Origin of the sequence: Caballeronia sp. dw_19 (assembly GCF_018449515.1) — a bacterium.
In the GTDB taxonomy this organism is placed as follows: Bacteria; Pseudomonadota; Gammaproteobacteria; order Burkholderiales; family Burkholderiaceae; genus Caballeronia.
This window is the reverse complement of the sequence record NZ_JAAVUQ010000022.1, coordinates 42767-64622: the sequence shown is the minus strand read 5'-3', so window position 1 is coordinate 64622 and position 21856 is coordinate 42767. Positions and strand designations below refer to the sequence as shown.

The 21856-nt window shown below is 58.6% G+C and carries 22 protein-coding genes; 6 read left to right on the top strand and 16 right to left on the bottom strand.

Annotated features, from left to right (window positions below):
• The first annotated feature begins 35 nt into the window (after positions 1-35).
• The 5 genes from HB376_RS41785 to HB376_RS25580 all read left to right on the top strand — a co-directional run bounded on the left by HB376_RS41785 (position 36) and on the right by HB376_RS25580 (position 3370).
• Entirely contained in the window at positions 36-1217 is a 1182-nt protein-coding gene (locus tag HB376_RS41785) for a FlhC family transcriptional regulator (RefSeq protein ID WP_346730580.1), read from the top strand.
• A complete protein-coding gene (locus HB376_RS25595) occupies positions 1214-1411 on the top strand; it encodes a hypothetical protein (RefSeq protein ID WP_213766618.1) in 198 nt (65 codons plus the stop codon). Before HB376_RS41785 ends, HB376_RS25595 begins: the two co-directional genes overlap by 4 nt.
• Before the next feature lie 2 nt (positions 1412-1413).
• Positions 1414-1815 carry a hypothetical protein gene (locus tag HB376_RS25590; protein WP_213766523.1) on the top strand — a complete coding sequence of 134 codons (402 nt, stop codon included), beginning with the start codon at positions 1414-1416 and terminating at the stop codon, positions 1813-1815.
• Positions 1812-2096, top strand: a complete 285-nt coding sequence (locus tag HB376_RS25585; protein WP_213766522.1) for a hypothetical protein — start codon at positions 1812-1814, stop codon at positions 2094-2096. Before HB376_RS25590 ends, HB376_RS25585 begins: the two co-directional genes overlap by 4 nt.
• A 158-nt stretch (positions 2097-2254) precedes the next feature.
• On the top strand, positions 2255-3370 hold the full coding sequence (locus tag HB376_RS25580; protein ID WP_213766521.1) for a CAP domain-containing protein: 1116 nt from the start codon (positions 2255-2257) through the stop codon (positions 3368-3370).
• A gap of 597 nt (positions 3371-3967) precedes the next feature.
• Here the strand turns inward: HB376_RS25580 and HB376_RS25575 are convergent.
• Genes HB376_RS25575 through HB376_RS25510 form a run of 14 tightly spaced genes read right to left on the bottom strand, consistent with a single transcriptional unit; the run spans position 3968 to position 18836 of the window.
• Positions 3968-5440, bottom strand: a complete 1473-nt coding sequence (locus HB376_RS25575) for a hypothetical protein (protein ID WP_213766520.1) — start codon at positions 5438-5440, stop codon at positions 3968-3970.
• Positions 5441-5457: 17 nt separating this feature from the next.
• Entirely contained in the window at positions 5458-6048 is a 591-nt protein-coding gene (locus HB376_RS25570) for a hypothetical protein (RefSeq protein WP_213766519.1), read from the bottom strand.
• A 15-nt stretch (positions 6049-6063) separates the two neighbouring features.
• Entirely contained in the window at positions 6064-7140 is a 1077-nt protein-coding gene (locus tag HB376_RS25565; RefSeq protein WP_255631574.1) for a type II secretion system protein, read from the bottom strand.
• 53 nt (positions 7141-7193) lie between these two features.
• A complete protein-coding gene (locus HB376_RS25560) occupies positions 7194-9437 on the bottom strand; it encodes an ATPase, T2SS/T4P/T4SS family (protein WP_213766517.1) in 2244 nt (747 codons plus the stop codon).
• Positions 9438-9440: 3 nt separating this feature from the next.
• Positions 9441-10049, bottom strand: coding sequence for a hypothetical protein (locus HB376_RS25555; RefSeq protein WP_213766516.1), 609 nt, complete (start codon positions 10047-10049; stop codon positions 9441-9443).
• Positions 10036-11316 carry a hypothetical protein gene (locus tag HB376_RS25550; RefSeq protein WP_213766515.1) on the bottom strand — a complete coding sequence of 427 codons (1281 nt, stop codon included), beginning with the start codon at positions 11314-11316 and terminating at the stop codon, positions 10036-10038. The genes HB376_RS25555 and HB376_RS25550 overlap by 14 nt, the downstream gene beginning before the upstream one ends.
• Positions 11317-11324: 8 nt before the next feature.
• Positions 11325-12950 (bottom strand): type II secretory pathway protein, encoded by a 1626-nt coding sequence (locus tag HB376_RS25545; RefSeq protein ID WP_213766514.1) that lies wholly within the window; start codon positions 12948-12950, stop codon positions 11325-11327.
• Positions 12951-12954: 4 nt separating this feature from the next.
• Complete coding sequence (locus HB376_RS25540; protein WP_213766513.1) at positions 12955-13554, bottom strand: toxin co-regulated pilus biosynthesis Q family protein; 600 nt, start codon at positions 13552-13554, stop codon at positions 12955-12957.
• A gap of 5 nt (positions 13555-13559) precedes the next feature.
• A complete protein-coding gene (locus HB376_RS25535) occupies positions 13560-13979 on the bottom strand; it encodes a lytic transglycosylase domain-containing protein (RefSeq protein WP_213766512.1) in 420 nt (139 codons plus the stop codon).
• Positions 13976-15214 (bottom strand): hypothetical protein, encoded by a 1239-nt coding sequence (locus tag HB376_RS25530; protein ID WP_213766511.1) that lies wholly within the window; start codon positions 15212-15214, stop codon positions 13976-13978. Before HB376_RS25530 ends, HB376_RS25535 begins: the two co-directional genes overlap by 4 nt.
• Positions 15211-16011: a transglycosylase SLT domain-containing protein gene (locus tag HB376_RS25525; protein WP_213766510.1), complete on the bottom strand. Its 801-nt coding sequence runs from the start codon at positions 16009-16011 to the stop codon at positions 15211-15213. The genes HB376_RS25530 and HB376_RS25525 overlap by 4 nt, the downstream gene beginning before the upstream one ends.
• The gene (locus HB376_RS25520; RefSeq protein WP_213766509.1) at positions 16004-17239 is read right to left on the bottom strand and encodes a TrbI/VirB10 family protein; all 1236 of its coding nucleotides are present in this window, start codon (positions 17237-17239) and stop codon (positions 16004-16006) included. Before HB376_RS25520 ends, HB376_RS25525 begins: the two co-directional genes overlap by 8 nt.
• 5 nt (positions 17240-17244) lie before the next feature.
• Positions 17245-18117, bottom strand: coding sequence for a TrbG/VirB9 family P-type conjugative transfer protein (locus HB376_RS25515; protein ID WP_213766508.1), 873 nt, complete (start codon positions 18115-18117; stop codon positions 17245-17247).
• A gap of 5 nt (positions 18118-18122) precedes the next feature.
• Positions 18123-18836, bottom strand: a complete 714-nt coding sequence (locus HB376_RS25510; protein ID WP_213766507.1) for a type IV secretion system protein — start codon at positions 18834-18836, stop codon at positions 18123-18125.
• 918 nt (positions 18837-19754) lie between these two features.
• On the opposite strand from HB376_RS25510, the gene HB376_RS25505 reads away from it, so the two are divergent.
• Complete coding sequence (locus HB376_RS25505; protein ID WP_213766506.1) at positions 19755-20549, top strand: hypothetical protein; 795 nt, start codon at positions 19755-19757, stop codon at positions 20547-20549.
• 298 nt (positions 20550-20847) lie between these two features.
• Here the strand turns inward: HB376_RS25505 and HB376_RS25500 are convergent, their stop codons facing one another.
• Both HB376_RS25500 and HB376_RS25495 read right to left on the bottom strand, forming a co-directional pair.
• On the bottom strand, positions 20848-21309 hold the full coding sequence (locus tag HB376_RS25500; RefSeq protein WP_213766505.1) for an RES domain-containing protein: 462 nt from the start codon (positions 21307-21309) through the stop codon (positions 20848-20850).
• Positions 21310-21343: 34 nt separating this feature from the next.
• Positions 21344-21772 (bottom strand): antitoxin Xre/MbcA/ParS toxin-binding domain-containing protein, encoded by a 429-nt coding sequence (locus HB376_RS25495; RefSeq protein WP_213766504.1) that lies wholly within the window; start codon positions 21770-21772, stop codon positions 21344-21346.
• Positions 21773-21856: the final 84 nt, after the last annotated feature.

The following is a 21856-nucleotide window of genomic DNA, read 5'->3' as shown; positions in this document are numbered from 1 at the left end:
AGCCGCGAGGCAGATCACGAAGGTAAGAAATACAAGTGAAAAATAACTTCAACAGCACCGCAGAACTTCAGATCCAAGATTGGCTTCTTGAACGCGTTCAACGCACAAACTTTATGCTCACCGATTTCATGTCGGTCACGTTGAACGCCCACCCTTCGGCAAGCGTCGCGTTTCAGGTCACCAAAGAGGATCTGGACCACTCGCGAAACAACGAGCAGTCGCTGTCTATCCTCATGAACAAGCCGTTCCTGGTTCTCGCCCCTAGCTTGACGAAGCCCGACGACTGGCGATGCCTGGTGGAAAACAAAGTGCGAACGGCCGCAGTGTCAGCCCTGCAGGGGGCGATGCCAGAGATGGGGCCTGTAACCCGCACGCACCTGTATCACCACAACCGCCAGTACTTCCAGTTGATCAAGGACGTGCTGGCCATGAACGTACTAGCCGCTCCGATCCTTGGGATCAGCATCGAGTTGGCGGACTACTTGCGAGCAACGTCCATCGAGAAGCTCGAGATGGCCGTACACGACATCGAGTTTCCGCTGTTTAGATGGCGCTTCAGCGCGCGGCGGTTCTGGCATGACTTCACGGCCGGCTGGATCTCCGACGAGTCCGCCTCGCATCATCTGATGCAATCGTCGCCGATGCGCTCGGGCTCCCTACCCTTCAAAAACGTGTGGACTAGCTTGCGGCTCAAGCGCTCGCAAAACGACGCGTTCGCCTACGCGATGATGAGTCAGGGATGTCGCGCGTCGATCGCCTCGGAACTCTTCAACATCGCGCCCACTACGACGCGACTGACGTACCGGGAGATCCACGGGGTGAGCTCCCCGTGCGGCTGCTTGCCGACGTCATTGACATGGTATGTCGAGAACCCGGTCAACCGCGTGCAGGCAACGACTTACACGTGGCTCTATAGATGCGCGCTTGCGGCCGGCGCCAACATACCGGAAGCACTGATCGCCGCGAATGACATCGCCTACAAGCTCTTCGGCAAGAAGCTGCGAATCAACCCGAACCGCGCAATCCACTTGACCGGCGTTATGGCAGTGGATCGGCGCCTCACGGTGCTCCCCTGCCGAACCTGCGACACGCAATACGTGCTCTCGAGTTCGGACTTGAAAATCGAGTTCCCCAACACCTTTTCGTGCCCGGTTTGTACCCAATCGATCACTCCGCGCGACTTGGACTCCAAACGCAAGAGGAAAAATTTGGCATGAGCGTTTTCGCAACTTCGCCCAGCTTGTCCTTTCCCTTCCAGATAGAAGCGGGCCTTATCGTTTTCACCCCCGACGGGCAGGCTCAGTTCGGTTGGCGTGACCTCGTAACCGGCCTGTTCCACTCCGAAGCCGACGGCCAAGCGATCCTCAATGCTGTGGGCGCGGTCGAGTTCATTTCCGACATCACACACTGAACATGGTCGACTTCGCGTATCTGTTCTCCGACAGCGCTGCCTCGTGGCTCCAGGGCCGTGGCGATGGCCGCTTCGCCGCCTATGAGCATTTCTATCGGCGGGCGAAGGCGGCGGCCGCCGAAACATTTGACCTTGAGGTATCCAACGAAGAGTACCCGCTCTACCTACAGAGCCGTGCACCTTGGCTCATCGGCGTGTTGAATTCGGGCGCGTTCAGGTATCTCGCGATCATGTTGATCTTCACTTATGCAGGCGCGCTGTTTGTTCCCAAGATCGCGCAGCTTGCCCCCATTCCAACGGGCGTCGTTCTGGCATGCGTATTCATTGCCATTCGTGTGAAGCGACGCAAGCAGAGGAGAGGAGCAATGCTTCTCGATATTCATAGCAACCAGAGGCCGACATGAGAATCGCAGGCGCGCAGTTCTTCGACACAATCCGGTCCGTTATCCAAGCGGAGAAGGCCCGGGAGAAGGAAAAAAATGGAGCTACGGATCCAAATGACGCAAGCGGCGCTGATGACGTGATTACACCGGAGGACATCGAAAAATCAACGCTTATGGGCATGCTGTTCCCAGTACCCAAACCCGAAGAGAGTAGTGATAACGCCGCGTCTTCGGCCGCGGATGTTCAGGGCTCCACCGGGGGTAAGCCTAAGCCCTGGAATAGCGTCGATATCTACGTCTGATGGCAAATCTGGGCCGTCCAAAAATCCAACGAGTAAGGGGCATTTTCGAAGATGCGCGGCGTCATTCCGCCGTGTCTTGTCTTCGTTTTGCGCTCAGTAAGATGGACTTAAGCAGATCGCACAAAGCGACTGCAACAACAACCTACACGGGGTTACGAATGAACAACAAACAAACGATTTCCAAAATGACCGCGCTGGCGATGACTGCCGCGCTTTCTCTCGCCGCTTGCGGTGGTGGTGGTGGTGATGGTGGCAACACGACGCCCGCTGCGCCAGCGTCTGGTGCGAGCATACCGGCTGTGACTCAACCTACGTCCGGCGTGTCTCCGCAGACGTCCGTGCCGACGCCAAGCTATGCTGCAGACTCGTTCCAACTCGCCGCGTTCAATCAGGTAAATACCTATCGCAAAGCGATGGGAGTGGGCATGCTCAGTCAAGATCCAGTCCTTGACACGTCGGCTCAGGCACATTCGTTGTATATGTTTAGCAATCTGAGCACGAGCGTCATAACTTCGCTGCCGCACAATGAAGTCGCCGGGAATGCAAACTACTATGCCGAGACGCCGCTCTTGCGCGCGCAAAAGGCTGGCGCGTCAACTTCCGAATTCATTGGCGAAAACATTGCGGCCGGAACCTCGACCGCGACGCCGGCTGCCGCTGCCGCTGACTGCATCGGACAAGCCCTGGCATCGGTCTATCACTTATTGGATCTGACATACACTCAGCAGTCTATTGGGTTGGGCTATACGCCGGGAACAAGCGCCTATCCTCTCTACACCTGCACGAGCGACTTCGGCACGTATACCGGCGTTTCGGGTACTGCGGGCTCCAACAGCTATTCGTCGGTCGGTGGCCAGCAAATTGCAACATCCACCGTGGTGCATTCGCCCTACACCGGCGAGACTGGAGTCGCATTGGCGATGCGAGCGGAAGTGCCGAACCCCGCATCCGATCTGCCCATACCTGGCCGTCCGATTCTGGTCCGCGTGAATGCCCAACAAGGCATCGATACGCTGACCGTAAGCGCGTACACCTTGACAGACAGCTCGGGCGCAGCGGTGCCGTCGCGTATCTTGGTGCCTTCTAGCGCAATGGCCGGATCGACTGCAACGACCGTTGCCGACCCGAATAATCTGATGCCGAGCGGCACCGCGGTATTGCTCCCACTTCAACCGTTGAAAGGCAACACCACATACACCGTTACTTTCAGCGGCGCGCGGAACGGTACCCCCGTTTCGCCTCCGGCATGGAATTTCGCTACCGCCGCTAACTAAATCGACAACACCAGCTCAAAACAGAAACGCCCCAAGGACCTTGGGGCGTTTTTACCTTTGGTCTCAGGGCTGTGGCTTAACTACCGCCGCCACATCCCACACACGGGGCCGTAAGCCAGTCCACAAAGTAGGGGTTGTTGTAAGGCGGGACGAACTCGCCAGTGGACTTCAAGGTGCTACACACAACCATATATCCGTTTCCTGTTTGATAGGAAATGGGGTCCTGCCATTGAGGCCCAACACTGGTGTCGTGATAAGTTTGGAAGGCTGGTCCTGCTTGCGAATCAAAAGAATATTGGCGTGTAACAGGGCCGAGCGTGAGCCCGTCCTGAGCCGCTCTAGCAGTGCACACCGCCGCTGCCCGCACAACCGGATCAACAATAACCCCACCGCCTTGGCCTGGGTCTGGATTGGCCGGCGACATGCATTGATACCGCAGACCATTCTTTTTCCATGACGTACCTGGTGCACAACCGGGCGCTATTGGAGGATTAATCGGGTTCTGGTACCACTGGGCATTCACGATCGTGGCCGAAGCGAACAAGGCGAGCGCAACACAAGCGCGAAACATGGTGTTCATTTACATCCTCATTCTTCTCAATTGTTCGCGAAAGTGCATCCAACATCGATCTCTGCCTGGAGGCCGAGCCGATCGGGCACCAGCGAGTTATTACCATCGGCTAATACGTTGTAGATCTGCAGAACCCACTGGCTTCCGTTCGAACCCATTTGATAGCTCGCTCCGGAGAGCGGTGGATAGCTGTTCGCGTAGTCGGTCGAGATCGTCGCAGGAATAATGCGATACCAGGCTGATCCGCCGGGTCCGCACGCGGGAGGAGTCACGCCCCAGCCAGTGTAGTAGCCCACATAGACAGCGTCTGTCGTCATGTTGCCGACGAGGTTGCTGATGGGGGTCCAGTTCCCGTACTTGTTGCACACCCACATCTGGTTAGCACCGCGCATCGTTACCGTGTTCCATGCACAGTTAGCCGACGCGGGGTCGATATTCATGACCGGCGCGGTGACAGTTCCCGACGAATTGATGTTGCCAACCTGCTGAATCGGTGCCGCCCCACCGGCCATGTCCAGTACGAAAAGACCGTTGCTACCTCGTATTGCTGCACTACCGTTCTGGTCGCCATAAAGACTGACGCCGGCAGAACCAATCCTCAACGAATCGCCATTCGCAGTCAGCGTCGCGGTTGGCGCGTTGATACTGGAAGAAGCGTAGACATTGCCCACGCTCAGATCGGCCGCCGCGGTGCCTGCCTGGTTTTGCAGATACAGCGCGCCATTGGTCCGAATGGCCGCGTTCGCGCTGTCGCCATAGTAGGTTGCACCCGCGCCGATCCTCAGGCTATTTCCTTCCGACAACGTGAGTGAATTCGCAGTGACATCCTTCGCGTTCTGGATATCCTGATTGTTCGCATTCATCGTGCCGGTGAGCGGCAGAGCTCCGTCACGCCGGTAGTACGGTGAATTGCCGTCGGAACCGAAACCGTTGATGGCCAGGATCGTTCCGGCCTGGGCCGCCAATGGATTCGTCGCGGTCCACTGTCCGCTAAGACCGGTAATCGTCGCGGGATTACGATTGGTTGAGTAACCAAACTGAGAGCCGCCGGCCGCCGCGAGAATCCCAGCACCGGCAATATCCGGCGTTCCACGACTCAGCAGGGGCCGGTTCGAATACAACTGCGACGCGATGTGACACGTTCCAGCGGCAACAGAGCAAACGCTCGGAACGACCGTAAGCGAGATCAGATAGCTTCCGCCCCAAAACGGGCCGCTGCGAAACGTGACCCGATCATTGCTCGAAGCCGACAATTGGGCGATCGTCGGCACAGCAAGGGGCGTGGGCGACGTCTGCGAGAAATTCGGTCCCAGCGCGGCCATCAAATTGCCGTACTGGGCCGTGATGTAGCTCCCGAGCGCTGCGTTGATCGAAGCCTGATTCTGGCCTTCGATCTGCAGAAGGTTCGTGTGTTTCGCCGCGATGTCTTCCTTGATTCCCTGCATCGTCAGCAAGGCCGATCCGATCAAGACGATCATCATCTCAAGGATGCTGAACATTTACGCGCCCTTATCCCTTACGTCCGCGACGTATAAAGTGACAACGTCGCAGTGGATCCGTTAGACGCGCATGCGGTCGCGGCCGTGGAACTCAAAAACGGTGTGGCCGGCGCAGACACCACTGTGCCGTTGATCGACACCTGCGTGTAGACGGTCGAGACCGCGGCAGCGCTCATTGAGCACACGGTCGAAGGAACCGGATAGGCCAGGACGATCGAGTCGCTCGCCGTCACCAGCGTGCCGATCGAGATCTCCAGCGCACCGTTGAACAGCCCCTTCACTGCAGACTTGTCTGTCGCCAGCCTCGAACCGGCAGCATCGAACGCATGGTTTTGAGCGAGAATCTGCAGCGTTTCGGCCGAAAAATCCGAGTCGTTCTGGGTCGCGTTCAGAATGCCGGTGTGGAACATCTGCACTTCGCTCTTGAACTGATTTGCGTGGATCAGATCAAGCACATACTTGCCGCCCGCATAGACCGCGAGCGCAACCAGCGCCGCGCCTGCCATCACGGCACCCGCTTCAATCATCGACAGTTCGCCCTTCTGCTTGCGCCGACTTGCGACCTTTCCTGCGAACGTGCGCCGCGGTTTATCTTTTTGCTCAATCATTTGATTTCCCTTCCTTTATTGAATAGCGACAGCGGGCGCACCCGCAGTCATGCTGATGGCGCCGGTCATCACGTATGAGCCGATCCCGACGGTTAGAAACAGCACGGCCGCGAAGCCGAGCAAGACGTAATGCGTGATGCGAGCGCTGCGCTTGACCAGCTCGACCACGCTATCAAGCGACTTTCGGCCCAGATCCTTGATTGCATCCTCGAACTGGTCACGGCCCGCTGCATCGGTAATGGTGTCAACGATCACCAACGAGAAGAGGCCCGTATCGAGCGCGCGCATCGGTTCGTCGGCGCGCACTGTCAAGCGTCGGCTCATCGCATGCAAATGCCACCGCAGCCAGGGATCGGCCGTCTTCGTTAGTCGGTCAAGCGCCGCACGCAGCGTCAGGTTCGAATCGAAGAGGCCTGCAAGCGAGACGATCAGCAACGCTGCCCGCAAATCCCGGCGGTTACGCCACAGCAGCGGCATGCCATCCAGCCGATTGCGAAACATTCCCGTCCAGCGCTTGAGGGTTGCGAAGTACGCGAAAACAAGCCCGGCCACGACTGTGGAAGAGAGCCACCAGTACTCGTAGCAAAACGTGTCGAAGTAGTAGAGATAGCGGCCCACGTCCGGCCACTGATCCAGCGGCTTTGAATCGAGAACCTGCGGATAAATCGCCCCACCGAACATCATGCAAAAGGCGTAGAGGTAGATCAGCAGAAATGCCGGATACGCCATTTGCAAAGAAGTGGTCGCAGCCAAGACACGTTTCGCACTGGCCGCCATCTCAGCGAGTTCGAAGCCTCGAACCACCGCATCTTGTTGTGATGATTCGTTGGCGATGTCGAGCAGTGCGTACTCATCGCCCGGCACGAAGCGCTTGATCGCGGCCGAGAAGCTATCCCCACGTCCCATCGCGTCGCGCATGCGGGCGAATACCATCCAGACGAGTTTCTTGCGCTTGCGATTACGCTCTTCCAAGGTCGCGAGTCGCTCAGAAAGCGTTTCTGTATTGCGAAGGCCTTTCTTCGCAATGTCAAGACGTGTCTCACGGTAGAAGTTTTCGCGCACGGCCAAAAACCGCCAGCGCGCGAAGCGCATCTGGCCACTTTCCGGAAGCATCGTTAGAAGTCTATAAAACATAATCTCCCCGGTTAAGCCATCAACCCATCGACGCCCGGCATCACGCGGTACTGCGCGAATGACTGCATCGAACGGTTAATGAATTGTGGGTCAATTAACCCCTGCGAAGCCTTGTAAAGAGCATGTTCATAGAGCGTCTTTCCGGTCATGTCCACATTATCGAACCCCGTCTTTCGTTCACCTCGCCAAACTCGGCGCGCGCCCTCCCAATCCCGTACCGAGATTCGATCAAGAAATTCAGGGGTTGGCCGGTAGAGCTCCGCGACAAGCGTGGGCCGCTTCGTGCCGCCGGCGACCTTGCCGTTACGCGTGAACAAACCATCGAGGCGGCAGTACTTGCAGCCGTCCATATTTCGGCAGGCCATCTTGCTCGTGTGGACACCGAACTTCGAACGCAATATCTCCAAGTCGGGCAGCGACATCACGTCTTCGGCGGGTATCTTGCAGTGCTCGCATAGGGTTGGAATCAGCTTCTGATTCCCCACCGCATTGATAAAGCCTTCGGCGGCCAGCTCATCGATCGGCAGTTGCAATCGGCCACCGGCCATCCGCATAATCGCGGCAATGACATCACCCGCATGCAGGGAGAACCGGACCGGGTGACCCGTCAACGCGAGTTCCGCGACAAGACCCATCACAACCTTGTCGCGGACTTCGCCAATGGTCAGGTCGTCGGGATCTTGACGCATCAAAGTCCGAATCACTTCCGCGTACTTGCGGTTCGCCTCATCGTCCGTTTCGTCAGGCCGACGGATGATTGAATAGTCGGACAGCCACGGCATCGGGTATTCCGACGGCTCGTTCACCGCGAACTGCTTTTTAAGATCGCGATCCGGGAGCATATAGGACAGCGCGCGCAGCGTCGTGGTCTTCCCTGACCCGGTCTCGCCAGTCAGTGCGGTGACCCCGCCACTCACATAGTTGAGCGTGTCTATGACTGCGAGCTGGCTCGCCTCGTAGCCCATGTCCTTGGGCAGCAGCACCTTATAGTTCTTGAAGTTGCCGTCCAGCAGCCGCAACGCCACGTCATAGCCCCCGACCAGCGGCGAAGACTGCCAGCGCAGATTGACGGTGTCAGTCTTCACCACGAGCGGGATCATGGCCGACTGCGGAGCGCTCGGCTGAAAACTGTTGCCCGAATTGGTGTTGCGCTGGACCAGATCGCTGTATGCCGCGAACAGTGCGCGGCGAACGATCGCCTTGGGCATGTGACGGAAGGTATACAGGTCGCTGTTCACACGGAAGCGCACCTCGACTTCACCTTGAAAGTCGCGCGGCTCGAAATGCACGTCGCTCGCACCGTAGGCGTGAGCTGCTTCAATGATGTCGCGGAAGTTGCCAATCGCGCGCGACGCTTCCCGTATTCCTTTCGACAACGCGACGGTCTTCCCCGCGTATACGGCAGCGATGACCGCTTCGGTCGCGATCATTTCCTCCCGAACAAAAACGTCATTGTTAGCGAGGTCTTTGATGAAAGTGGCGTACTGCGCCCGCTCGCAGAACTTCGCGGTGGCCACTGAAATGGCGATGCCTGGCTGCAGCTCGAGCGCGATGAATTCCTTCCGCGCAGCAGCAGGAATGCGCAAGGCCGCATCGTCGTCCGCAGAGGTCAAGATTCGCTTGTAATCAGGGAGGGCTTCGGCTGAAACCAACTCTGGGCGACCTGACTCGGCGATGAAGGAGTCTGCCTCTTCGACGAACTGTCGGTCCTCGACATTCTCGAAGCTGCCGCCTTCGGCCGCGCCCGTCAACTCGGTTGCCTCGCTTGAACCCGCGATTGTCGCCGCAACCGCTGGGGGGACGCCTGAAGTCGTCGGCAGGACTGCGCTGGCAGCGGGCGCAAGAGGTTCGACGGAGGGTTCAGCCGATCGGCTAGCTACGCCAAAGTGTTTGGCAAGATGCGCGGCGGTCGTGCGCGCTGCGAATTCCTCGACCGACGCCCGGTCGAAATCGACAGAGGGGGACTCCCCGCCTGTTTCCGGAATCACCGCGCTCGGTGGCGAGTGTTCGAGAGACGACGACCCAAGCATTGTGTCCTTCACAGTCGAACTCTCAACGTCCTCGACGTCATCGGCGGCAAGGCTACGGCCAAGGAACGAGGGATGCGCCTTTACCGGCCTCGATGCTTTGGACAGGTACGGTTCCGCCGCCGGCGCCGACTCCACTAACGTCGAGTTCTTGGGCGCGCGCAGACGCTTAAAAAAGCTCGACCGAACTTCCGGTTCATCGTTTTCAATTCCACCAAATAGACCCATGATTTACTTCCCAAAAGGAATCTGAACCGAAGCACCACTCTTCGCCGGTGCGGGAGCGGGCGCGCTACCGCCAGCGATCGGAAAGGCGGGCGGCAATGGTCCGCTCAGATCGTTGATCGCCTGAACGCTCGAGCTATCGACTGACACGACCGGGGCTTGCGCAGCGATGACTTCAGTCCATTTGCGTTTGCCTTCCGAAACGTTCACGACGAAACCATCCACGCGGCCTAGCACCCAGCCGTTCAACAGCTTCGAGCCCTGCTTGGCCGGGTAAATCGCGCCCTGGTAGTCGTAGAGAGCGTATGAGCCGGACGCATCCGAATAGGCGCCAACGAACGAGACTGCAATAGAGCGCTTGAGCGATGGAGATGGCTTTTGGACAGGGGCTTTTTGTGCGGATGCGTCCGGTGCGGGTGCCCCGGTAAGCGGCGCGTTGAGCCCGACGCCCGCAGCGGGTTTCGACGCATCGTTCGACTTGCGCATGGAGTCGACAATGTTCTGACGAGCGAGCCCGTCGATATCGTCGAGCGTGAGATGTTTTTCTTGCGCGTGAACGCCCGCCGACAGCGCGAACGCGGTGAAACCGGCCAGCGCGGTCTTATTTGAGAACATAGTATTTTCCCTTCGCCGTGAAATGAACGCCCGTGCCGTCTTCCTTCAACTCCACGTCGAGGGTGTCCAGCGCCATGTTGCTTGGCAGCCGCTCGAGGAGCGCGCTTTGCCACTTGTATGCATTGATCACCCAGGCTCCTCGCCGCACGAGCGCTCCGTGCACCTCCCCCGGCAACGGTTGTCGGGCAAGCAACCCCTCCGGTTCCTTGATATCTACGGTGTACCCGTGGCTATCAAGCGTGTCCGGATTAACCGATAGCTTCTGCGGATCAGTTTGAAGCGCCTTGATGAGCGCCTGGCGCGTTGGCCACGTCTGCTGCTCGTTGAGAGCGACCCGCTCAACGATCGGAATGTCGGGCCCTCGCGTGTCCAGGTGCAGACCATCGGGGTTGAATACGATCGGCCGGATCGAGGACGGTGCCCGTGAATCGAAATCCTTGAAGGTGCCGCCCTTGCGCTTGTACGTGACAGAGCACACGCCCACCGCTCCGCAGCTCGCTTTCGAGAACTGCCAGCCCGAGGAATTGCTTTCCTGACTGCCAAACATGGCGAGCAGCTTCGGTACTAGGACCGAAGCCAGTGGTGCAGGAGCCGCCATCGCACGGATAACCGCGGCCTGATAGTCCTGCATATACGTCGGGGGCGGCGCAGGTGGCGGAGGTGGCGGGTTCATGATGTCGATCGCCTTGCTGACGCCAAAGAATGCCGCGCACGCGATCACCAGAAGCGGAATGAACGTCGGCACCCTGATTGGGATCTTTTTGATCAGGCCGACTTTGCGCGCGGCGAGCAACTCGCGCACTTCGAACGTCTCGTCGACGTCATGCAGTTGCGCTCCGTACCCCAGCGTCACGAGTTGAAGGCCAGACTTTACACACTGATCTTCGATCGAATTCCGCCGATCCGTAAGCGCCACCAGCGCAACCTCTTCGTCTGCGGTAATGGCACCGCGCACGACGAGAATCAGGTGAACGTGCTGTTCGTTCTGAATCAACACCAGCACGGCAGGCCGGCTGCGCACCCGCTCAAGCAAAGCAACACGAGCGGCGGCCGAATAAAGCGTGAGACCTTTGCGCTCGGTTACATCAGGCGCGCAGAAACCGCCAATCGTTTCGCCTTTCGTTTTCAGTTCGACGTAATGGGTCGCATCGAACTCCTCCGCGTATCGGCGTCGTTCAGTTGCCGCGCCCTTGATCGCGTATGCCCGCCATTCGAGACCGAAGACGAGACGAGCGTCCTTTTCACCTGGAATATTTTCGAAGTGCATGCCCGGGCTCACATCGATGGGACAACGGTCGCGGTCAGCATGATGACCTTGAAGGTGCGGGACTTATTCCACGCCCCGCTCGCCCCGCCAATCCCGTTATTGCTCGCGCCGTCGTTGTGATTCGTCACAGCGCCATACAGGACGACCGTCTGGCCATCTGACAAAGCGATGGTTTGATCGTCCTTGTTCCCGATGATGTCCGGCAACTGGATGGTTTGCAGCGTCGCGCCCGACCCCGCGCTGATGGTCTGGAACGGACCGTTCAACTTCGAGCTATCGCTCCAGTACGAGAGCACAATCTGGTTGTGATCGTTCACCGACGGCAGGATGTTGACGAAGTCGCCCACTGTCACTGAACCCGGCTCAAGACCGACCGAACCGCCCGAGGAGCCCGTGAGCGAACCCGTCCCCGGTGTCGTCGACGCGAGATAACCCTTCGTTTCGAACGAACCCACCGACACGGGCAAGCCGTTCAGCGTGAGCTTCGTTTGCGTACTGTCGTCAATCGTCTTGCCGAACGTATTCAAGCCGTTGATGACGGCATTGGTGCCGCTCAGTGGCGCGTTGGCGCGCAGCACGGAGAGCCCAACGGAACCAGCCGATGTCGCGAGCGAAGTCGGCGAAGCGAAGCTGATCGCGTAGCGAGCCAGGCCGTCCGAAATCTTGTTGAATATGATGTCCGCGTTGATGCCAGCCTGCGAGCCTTTGTTCATGTCAATTTCGAGCGTTCGCACACGCAGCGCTACCTGACGCGTGGAAATCGCGTTCTCTCGGGCAAGCATCATGCCCATCCGGTCCACAGCTTCCTTGGTGTCGCGCACGAGCACCAAGCGACTCTGCGGATTGACGACAACCTCCCCCATGGGCGTCTTGAGCTTGTTGAGCATCGTCTCGATCGTGGCCATCTGATCGAAGTTGCCGTCGCGCCCGGTTTTCGTCACGGCAGAGAACGAACCGGTGTTCCCACCGGTGCTGCCGGTCCCGCCCGACGACTGATTGCCGGTCGAGGTGTCCGTGCCCTTGGACATCGTGGAGTTAAACGAAACCTTGCCCGGAATCGCCGCGATCGTGAACGTCTTGGTGACAAAACGCGAGATTGCGATCGTCGTGCCGTCAAACGTCCAGTCCAAGCCCAGGTCTTCCGTCACGCCGCGCAGGTACTGCCCGACCTTGCAATCGCACGACTGCCGATAGATCGGCTCGACGCTTGTCTGATCACTTGCGCCAGCCGAAAGACGTGTTGCCTGGCCAGCCGCTGTCGAACTCGGCTTCGGAATCAGGGCCTCTCGCGGAATGAACACGTCTGGACTCAGGTGCACCGGATAGCCGGTTGCGTTCGACACCAGCGTACCGATCTTCGTAAGCGGCAGATTGGGCGGAAACGTAACCGTCTTTTCGCGGAAGATCGCCGGCAGCGTCGCTTCATAGGCGACCGGCACGAGGCGATCGCCGAGGAAGGCAGTCAGTACCTCCTCCACCAGTTGCATCGATTCCGGACCACCGCCCATCGCATGAGTGGCGTCGGCGTTCGCCGCGTCGTACGCACGATTCACGTCCATCTGCGACACGGCGCATCCCGTCAGTGCTGAGGCAACCAGGAGAGCGACAGCGGTCTTGAATTTGGTATGGCGCATAGGATCAGTCTTGGCAGTTAGCGGCGCGTGCGACGACGCGGATTACGTTGTTGGTGTGCTTGCAAACGCGTGTGGGCGTGCGCATGTGATTCGTTGCCTGCATGACCTGCGTGAGAACCGACTTGAAGTCACCCGAAAAGGTCGCGTTGAACTCGAGCGGCAAGTCGTCGTCGATCTTCCAGGCCAGTTGCCATCCCTGCACTTGCAGCCAGCGATCGAGCGCGTTACGCAGGTTGATGTCCTGCGGCGTGATCGCTATCGTGAGCACGCCCGTTGGTGCGGCCGCAATGCCGGTAGAAGGCAAGAACACGGGTGCTACAAGGAGGGAGCCATCAGATGCGGACGTTGGCACAACCACTGTTGCGGTGGCCCCCGCCATCGGCGCGGTGGAACCCGTAGCCGGCTTCGGGTTGGACGGCACAGACGCGACCGGCGCTGCGGACAGCATTTGCCAGCCATCGCCAGCGGGTGCCACGATGCGCGATTGGTCGGGGTCAATCGCCGCCGCGCACACAGACGCGACGGTGGTGAGCGCGAATACTGCGAATAACTGCGTGACCAGACGGGCGCATCGGTGGCTTTGGATAGTGATTAATGGCGTCATGAGGTTCAGTGCGCAGTGCGTTGAAGGCGGCGATAAATGGCGTTGGCGTACACGATTTGCTTCTTGGTCGAGACCGCGTTGTAGGCCCCAACCGCTTTCCATGTCGCGCCAAACTGCTTGATGTTTGAAGCGAGAATCCACGTGCCGACGTAGGCGTTCACGCACGCATCGAACAAGCGCTCGCGGGAAATTCCATAGCGTGCGAGCTTGGGCAACCAGGACGAGTTGATCTGAAAAAGTCCCACGTCTTCTGAGCCGTCGCGATTGGTGTTGATCGCATTGGCCCGCATGCCCGACTCGTGTTGCGCGATCGCGCGCACCAGTTGCGCGTTGACCCGGTGATAGCGCGCGGCGTCGTCCAGGCAGTCAGCCCGGCACACGCTTGCGGCCGACAGCACGAGTGCGAGCAAGACGGCACGGATCATGACTTCGGCCTGTCGAAAAAGCGCACGTCACGCTTGCGTATGACGTTCGCGACATTGCCGTCCGCGTTGACGATGAACTGATCGGCCGTACCGTTGAACTTGTAGTACCTGCCCTTCTGTTCGCCAGAACCTAGATTCCGCGCGTCCGACACCGTGACATGTCCGACGGTCTCTGAAAATTTAAAGAACGTCGCGCCGTCCTTGTCGAAGACGGCCTCGAGAGACGCCGAATTGCCGGTATCAAACTCATAGACGGTGCCGGCCACGCGTGCGACTTCTACCTGGTCGGTTCCATCAGAAAAAATCGACCGATCAGAGCGATTAATTGTGAGGACGTTCGAGGCATCGTCCCACTTCGGTTTGAGCGAAGCGCCGGCCGCATCGACTACCTTCAACTCCTTCGATGGCTTCGACGCGAACCGAATTTGCACATGCGTATCGTCGCCGTCGCGGATCGCGAGCGCACCGAACTTGCTCGCAAGCAAAGAATCGCGCAGCGGTCCGCTGTTTTGCGTCGCAATCGCCGCGATTGGGTCGCTGGATGACGCGACTGCAGACGAAGCAGACGGCGCGACGTAATTGACGGCGGCCGACTTCGGCGCCATCCGCCGCAGGCTCACGTGCCGCTTGTCAAAATCGACATCGGCGTACAGGCCGGTACCGATCATCAAGCGGTCCAGGGATTGCATCCAGTTTTCGCCGTCGCGAGTGGCGAAGCTGGAGGCGGCAGTGAGATCCACCTCTTTCTGTGCGGAACCCGTCCAGCCCTGCGGTACCAGCGCTTTGACGAGCTGCGAGAGCGGCAATGTCGCACTGAGCGCACGCGTGCTATCGAGGCGTGTTCGCGTGCCAATCAGTGCAAGGCGGTCGGAGAATCCGACAAAGCCGGATGGCAGGTCGCCGTTGTTCTGCGCCCCTGGCAAGCCTTTGCCGCCCATGAAGTGATTGGCCCTCTTCCACTGAGCACTCGCGCTCGAACCATTCACGGTGTAGCGGATCGTCTCCGGGGTGCCGGATACAACGATGTACGGTCCCTGATTGCGCCCGCCCTCTACTTTGAGGTCTTGGCCAGCGCGCGGCTGGAGATACGTCGCGTCGCCATCGTTGAAGACGAGGGCAGGACGTTCCAGCACATTGCCGGTGATCTCATAATCGAAGTCGAACGGATCGGTGCTGGCGGCTGTCGCGTGCAAAGCGGTAGCCGCCAAAGCGAGAGTGAGGAACGTGTGCTTCATAGGCCGCGATCGATCTGTGAGAGGTGTTGCTCGAAGCGCGCGAGGTATTCGCGCCCGGGCTGTGGATTGGCGCTGTGGTAGTAGGCGACGGCCTTCACAACCGACTTCGTCTTGCGATAGTTCTCGTTGAGAATGTCTTCGGCAGCGCGAATGTTGGTGGCAGGCGCGAGTGCGTCCCAAGGCGAGGCGAAACGCTTCGCGTGGTAGCACCAATTAATCTGCATAAGGCCGACGTCGAAATCACAACCACGATCAGCGAGCAGCACACGGATCGCGCGGTGGGCGTCGTCGCGACTGCGAAAGTAGAAACCCTTTCCCGCGACGTTGAGCGTCCACGGCCACGCCCGGCCCTTGTAGGCGGACTCGTTCAGGGCAATGCCCGCGAGGATTTTTGCGTCAACACTCGAGCGCATCGCATCAAACGGAGCACGCGCGGATGCGCACGCCCAGCCCCCGCGCCGTTCGGTCATCGCAGCCTGGGCGTCATCGTCAAGCACGCGCGGGCGCAACCAGCCATCGCGAATCAAGGCCTTCTCGAGCGGCACCGCAGTACCGTCTACGACCACGCTCGGCATCTGATTGCCCACGAGCGAGATAGTCTGCCCCTCAAGACGGGCGGCCCATCTGGAAAACGGCTTCATGCCGCAGTCGTAGACGGGAGAACCCACGAGGCTGAGTATCGAGCGCGTGCCCGCATCGGCCACGACAACCTGCGTGGGGCTGATGATCGATTCAATGGTCGCGGCGTGAGCGAAGGAGGCGCCGAGCAACAAAGCCACCATGAGACTTTTACTCATGGTACGGCTCCATCACGATGTCCTGCGTCACCTGGATCAGGAACTTCTGACCAGGTTCGACGGTAATCGTGGGTTGAATATTCTGGTTCCGATTCAGGACCGCTTGCGCCGTGGTCGCGGCGACCTGTCCGGCGGTACTGCCGTATGTGGTCACGCCACCAGGACCAGCCGTGGTGCCCGTCGATGAATTCTTGTCGAACGCCTGGAACAACGCGGCGGTAATGAATGCCGCGCCGAAGATCTTGATGAAATGGTTGTTCACATCGCCCGAGAACCCGGCATAACCGTTTTCGTGTGCGCCCTGCATGCCGTTCATCGGCACGCTCTTTCCATTGGGCAACCGAAGCGAGGTCGAAGCAACGAGCAAGCGCTCCTGTCCCACCTTGATGTCCGAGCTGTACGCGCCATTAATGAATGCCCCTTTGGGCATCATCAAGCAGTCGCCCGTGAGGCTGTCGTAGACGTCTTCATCGACCATGAGGGCAACGCGACCGGGCTTGTCTGAATTTAGGCCTTCAATCGTCTTGACGTGGATGTTGTGCGGCGGCGTCAGCGTGCACCTACCGGCCCGGCCGTTGAACGTGGTGCGCACGATGCCGCCCTGCCCGGCCGCATCCTTCAGAAATGACTTGTCGCGATCTTCGGGCGCTTGACCCTGCCGACTCAACGCGAGCGCCAACTGGTCTGCCGCGCTGCCATTCGCAGCGGCGACTGCTTGTTGTGCCGCGAGCATTTCCTCGGGACCTTTTACGCCGTATGGCTGGCCCGTCGCGCTGTCGAGTGCCGCCTTGTTACGTGCGGCGTTCTGCTTGAACACCGAAGACGTATAAACGTTGTCTTCCTTGTTCCGGTCGCTCAAATTATTCGTACCGGGCTTTTCGAGTTCCGACCGGAAGTCGTCTCCGGTGAGGATGGGTTTCGCTGCGGAGCTCGTGGCGGCTCGCGCAGCCGATGCAGCCTCCGCGTCAGCGCGAGCACGCTGGTCGCGCACGATGCGATCCATATCGTCGACGGGCGATGCATCAGCAGTGCCGCCCTTCAGCATGACAGCCTTGTTCTCCTTCGCCTCGGCCTCTGCGTTGTTCGATCGCTTGAGCTCGTAGTAGAACGCCATGGTTCCAATGAGAACGGCCGCGGCTAACCCCACGCTCATCAGCGCGTTGCGCGGAAGCTTGCCTTTGACGAGGGCTTTTTCTTCGTCGCTCGGAGACGGTGTTTGATTGGCCATCGTGCTCAGAACAATCCAAGAATGCGGCGACGCCCACGTGTGACCGTCACTTCGTCCTTCCCGGAAACGAGGACGAGCTCATCGGCAAGCCGCTGCAACACCATGAAGCCGCCACGTCGAATAAAGTTGCCTACCAACAGATCGCCGTGCTCCTTGATCATCGGAACGGGCCATGACTGCGCGTTAGCCGGCATGCGCATCCAGATCGCGTGACCATTGTCGAAAACCACTTCGGGTTTGAACTCGGCGTTGCCGCTGATCGCGTAGTCCCAGTTGAGCTTGTCCGGGGACACGCCGGTGCTACCTGACTCGACGTCGCCAGTCGCGCCGTTATCCGTGCTCTGACGTGAGGCTTGCCGATCAGCGACCTTGGCCATCAACGACTGTGCGTACTGGAAACGAACGGTTTGATAGAAGAATCCGCCGGTCGGCGACGAGATCAGCGTGAAGTCGTATTCGCGCTTGTTCGTGGTGATGTGGAGCGTATTGACCAGTCCCGCCTTGTGCGGCTTGATGAACACGTGGTTCGCGCCATCCGTATCGATTTCCCACTGAACGCTGTCGCCCATTGCGGGCTCGCCCACCAACGCCTCGCCCTTCTCGAACTCGATCGTGGTCAACTTGAGCGGCGCCGAGAGAACGCGGTAGATCTGATCGCGGCTGTACGGAAATACGCCGATCCGCGCGTCATCAGGCATCGTCATGGGATCGACGCCACCATTAAACGGATTGACCGGACTCATCGGGTCGGCCGCGAGGAGCGCGAACTGCCTTGACTCGAGCGAAGGCTTCTTAGCCTGTGCTAACGCTCCGGCGCTGAGCGCGAACGCGGTGAATCCGGCGACGGTAAGCGTCGCGACTCGGGTACGGTTGGTCATCGATCTCATGAGCTTTGCCCGGTGCGCTGCAGGACGAAATACGGGACGAAAATGCCGAAGGCGTTAGCCGTCAACGCTGCGTCGGCGGTCGGGGGAACGATCTGGTATCGGATCGTCAAGGCGAAGGTTTTGACGTCAGGCTTTGGCGTGGCCGGCCCTTGCGACGTGGTTTGGGTGAACTCGATGACCGCTGTCGAGTCTTCGAGCAGTGAGACGCTTCGCACCTGGACTTCGCGAATGAGCTTGGGATTGGCGCTGATGGCCTGAAATGGCGCATCGGCTCGAAGCCACTCGGCAAACTGATTCACGCCCGCACCGATCATTTGGGCTTTGACCGAATTGATGTTCTTGGTCATGCGCGCCGTTTCAAGACGATCGGTGAGAATCGGCTCAATCGTGAACCAACGAACGACCATTTCCTTGAAGCTGGTGCGCAGTGCCTGAGCATCAGGCTTGTAGGCGACCAGTTCCGTGACGATGGGATGGCCGCCTACATCGGCAGATACACCGACCACTCTCGTGACCGAAGGCGGAGGTTGGCGTGTCCATACCGCACCAGCCGCCACGATCGCCAGGACGAATGCAATGAGCTTCCAGTGGTTGGTCTCGATGTTCAGCCGTGTGCTGGTCTCGAAAATGATCTTGCTGGGATCTTCGTCGGCATACATGCCGGGAGCCGTGGCGAGCGCGGCTCGCCGCTTGTTCTTGAAAAGACGCATAACAACCCTTTTTGGATGCGTCTATTGAAACAGCGACGAGCACGGCGGAACTTGGGGAAAGGCTAGCTATTTTGTGAAGCTTTCACTGGACGTTGGGACGAGTAAGAGACCAAACGAATGCCGATCTCTCTGGCGCAACGAGCGTCGCGGCTTCGGGCAAAACTAAGTTCCAGCGCAACATGTTGAAAGCCCTAGGCCGGAAAGCTCGGTCAAAAGACCACTCTTTCACGGCGGTTCCCAGTCGGGAGAATAGTAGGCTCCTCTCGGAACGGAGCCCTCGGTCTTGAATGCTATTGCAAGCCAACCTGAGGAAGGCTAGGCGAGTTTTATCCGGTAGACAGTGCGATATTTTTGTAATCCGAGCCGAATCGCTCGGCAAGAATATTTTAGAGTCGTCTTTTATTTTTGCTTCTCTTACAACGACTTGCGCTAAAAATCTCCGCCGATTTGGGGTTTTTCTTCGCGCCAACATGTTGTGCTGTGCACTCGCGCCGCGGGTAGTTGCTTCTACCAACATGACAAGACTTAAGAGAACTCAGTGATCTCAAGATTCTGCCCCGTGTCTAGCTTTGGCTTTTAAGACGACGAGGGAATAAGCGTCGGTAACGCCTCCGTCTTGACACATACAACACTCGGGTCTTGGTACATCGACCGAGACATCTAGACGGTCGGCTTCGCTGTGTTCAGCGTAGCCGAATTGGGACGCTAAAACTCACGCAATTTTTATTGAGGTTCATTCACATGAAATTTGCCGGACACACGGACGTAGGGTGCACTGCAGGCCAGAAGGCTACGACGGACGAAACTCCGGACCGCAGTCCCCTGAGTATTGCCGCACGATACCAATCTGGCGTCTGCCATGGGTTTTGGGCGACGCAGGCGGAGGCGGCTCCATTCCTAAAGGTAACGCAAGGAGAAGTGTCTAAAGCGCTTGCCATAGCGCGGCTTCCTGACGTGATTCTCGACGCCTTTGAAGCACGCGAAGTAATAGGCTTTGGGGTAGCTGAAAAACTCGTGACTATCCGCCGCGAGGTCGGGTTAGATGCAATGTGCTTACATGCAGGTGCCCTATTTGCGCTGCCCAATAAGCTGCCGGTTAAACGTGTCTTGGCGGTACTGGCCAACGGCGAACTCGCGCACTTCGATAGTCTCGCGAATGAATTGGAAAACTTGTCGAGTAGGCGCCGCGACGGGGAGTCGTTACCTTTGGTTGTTGCCGCAAATTATTACTCGGGAGTTAAAGCCGGCCACTGGACGTCCGGGACTGGAGCTGCAAAGTATTTGAACCACTCTGCCTCTCGAGTCAGCCTGGCGTTAAGAATTGCAGCCTTACCCGAGGAGGTCATCGACCTGTTTGGCGAACTAGCGCCGCTGACCTTCGAGATTGGGAAAAAACTGCTTTCCCTTAAAGCAGCGCTTGGCCCGTCGAAGCTTGGCCAAAATGCTAGATCTGTTTACGAAAAATGCGAAGGTCTGAATGCGAATGAGCGTGTTGATGCCATAGCTAGCGGTCGAAGGGAACGTGTAGATAATAGCTTCGTGACGTTGACCGTTGGACCCGATGGGCGATCTTTGCGCGTTAGCTCCGATCGAATCGATTTACTGATTGCTGCCCGGGCTGAGATTAAGAGATTCTTAGAAGTTATCGTGCGGCGCCCTTCTACTAGCGCCCTCTTCGCCGATGCCCGTAGAGGCCATACAAGTCAGCCATGAATGCGTGAGGCTTATCACCTGCCGATTACCACGTTTATGCATCTAGCCCAAGTTTGCGCGGGGCATGGATCGCACGGGGAGATATTCAATTAGCGCCTGGCGCTTTACTCTTTGCCAATGCATTGTCGGCGGATTGGATAAATGTCACGAAGGGTTGCGCATCGAGCTACTGGACCTGCTGTGATCGGACTCCGCGGGTGCGGCGCACCGGCACGCTCACAGTCCACGTGGTTCCGTCGGCTCCTCCGAAGATCGTTTAATTGTGGCGGCTCACACGCCCCGTCGACAATAATGGAAGTCATCGAGGTTTCGTAAAAAGACGCTCATCCCACACCACTGGTTGAGGCTCTGTGATCGACAAGTTCTTCGCATCAGGATGCGCCGGATTGACCAGTGCATTGAATTCAGCGCGCGCGACCACTGATGGAACAATCAACACCGCAGTTCTACCCTCCTCGATCCAGCGATCACCTACTGCTCGGGCGATCTTCGAGTCCGGCCCATCCCAGCCCCTGAGCAGATCGTCCACCTCAATCCGCTCGATCAAAACGGATTTGGGAACCTCAGCTTGCACCCACACGTGATGACGCGGCACCTTGCCAATACGAGCGTGCACCAGCACTTCGAGCATGGCGCCTGCAAAGCTCAGGCCACCATAGATCACAGGACGACCGGGACTATTAAAACGGCCCCCGACTAGCACCGCCCCGGTGCCGCTCCACACCGGATGCCGGCTGTCCGCAATTCTATAAATCTGCATCAGGCCAGCGCCTCAACTGCTGTACTACGAGAGATCACGCCGGCACCCCATAGAACAATTTCCAAAGCAGCTCTTCGACCCGTCGCGCGCCAAGCTCCGTCATCGCTACGTCGAGTGGCGTACGACCATCGAGCAATGGATGCGTCGTGTTCAAAAACGCGCGAGCGTCGTCTTCGTCGTCCCATACGTAGTTGGCTGTCGCAAAGATACGTGCGAGCCGCTCAGTCTTCTCCGACTCGTCTGGACTCAGCCGCTCGCGTCGACGCTTAAACGTGGCTTCTGGCACGATACGCGCGAGTAACGCCTTGCGTTCTTCAGGACTGCGCGTCGCGTGCTCAACCCCTTCCCGCAGCGCCGATTTAGGCAAGCCCTCGCGAACCCGATCGTCGAGTTCCGCTACCGAGTGCGGCACTGGAGTGAGCGCCATCACGGCGGCGATCTTTTCCGGCGAGACGAGAATCACAGAATATCCTCAATAGACCATTTGATCTGTCATCATAGATCAAATGATACCAAAACGATAGTCGTCCAGCAGCCAAGCTCCTTT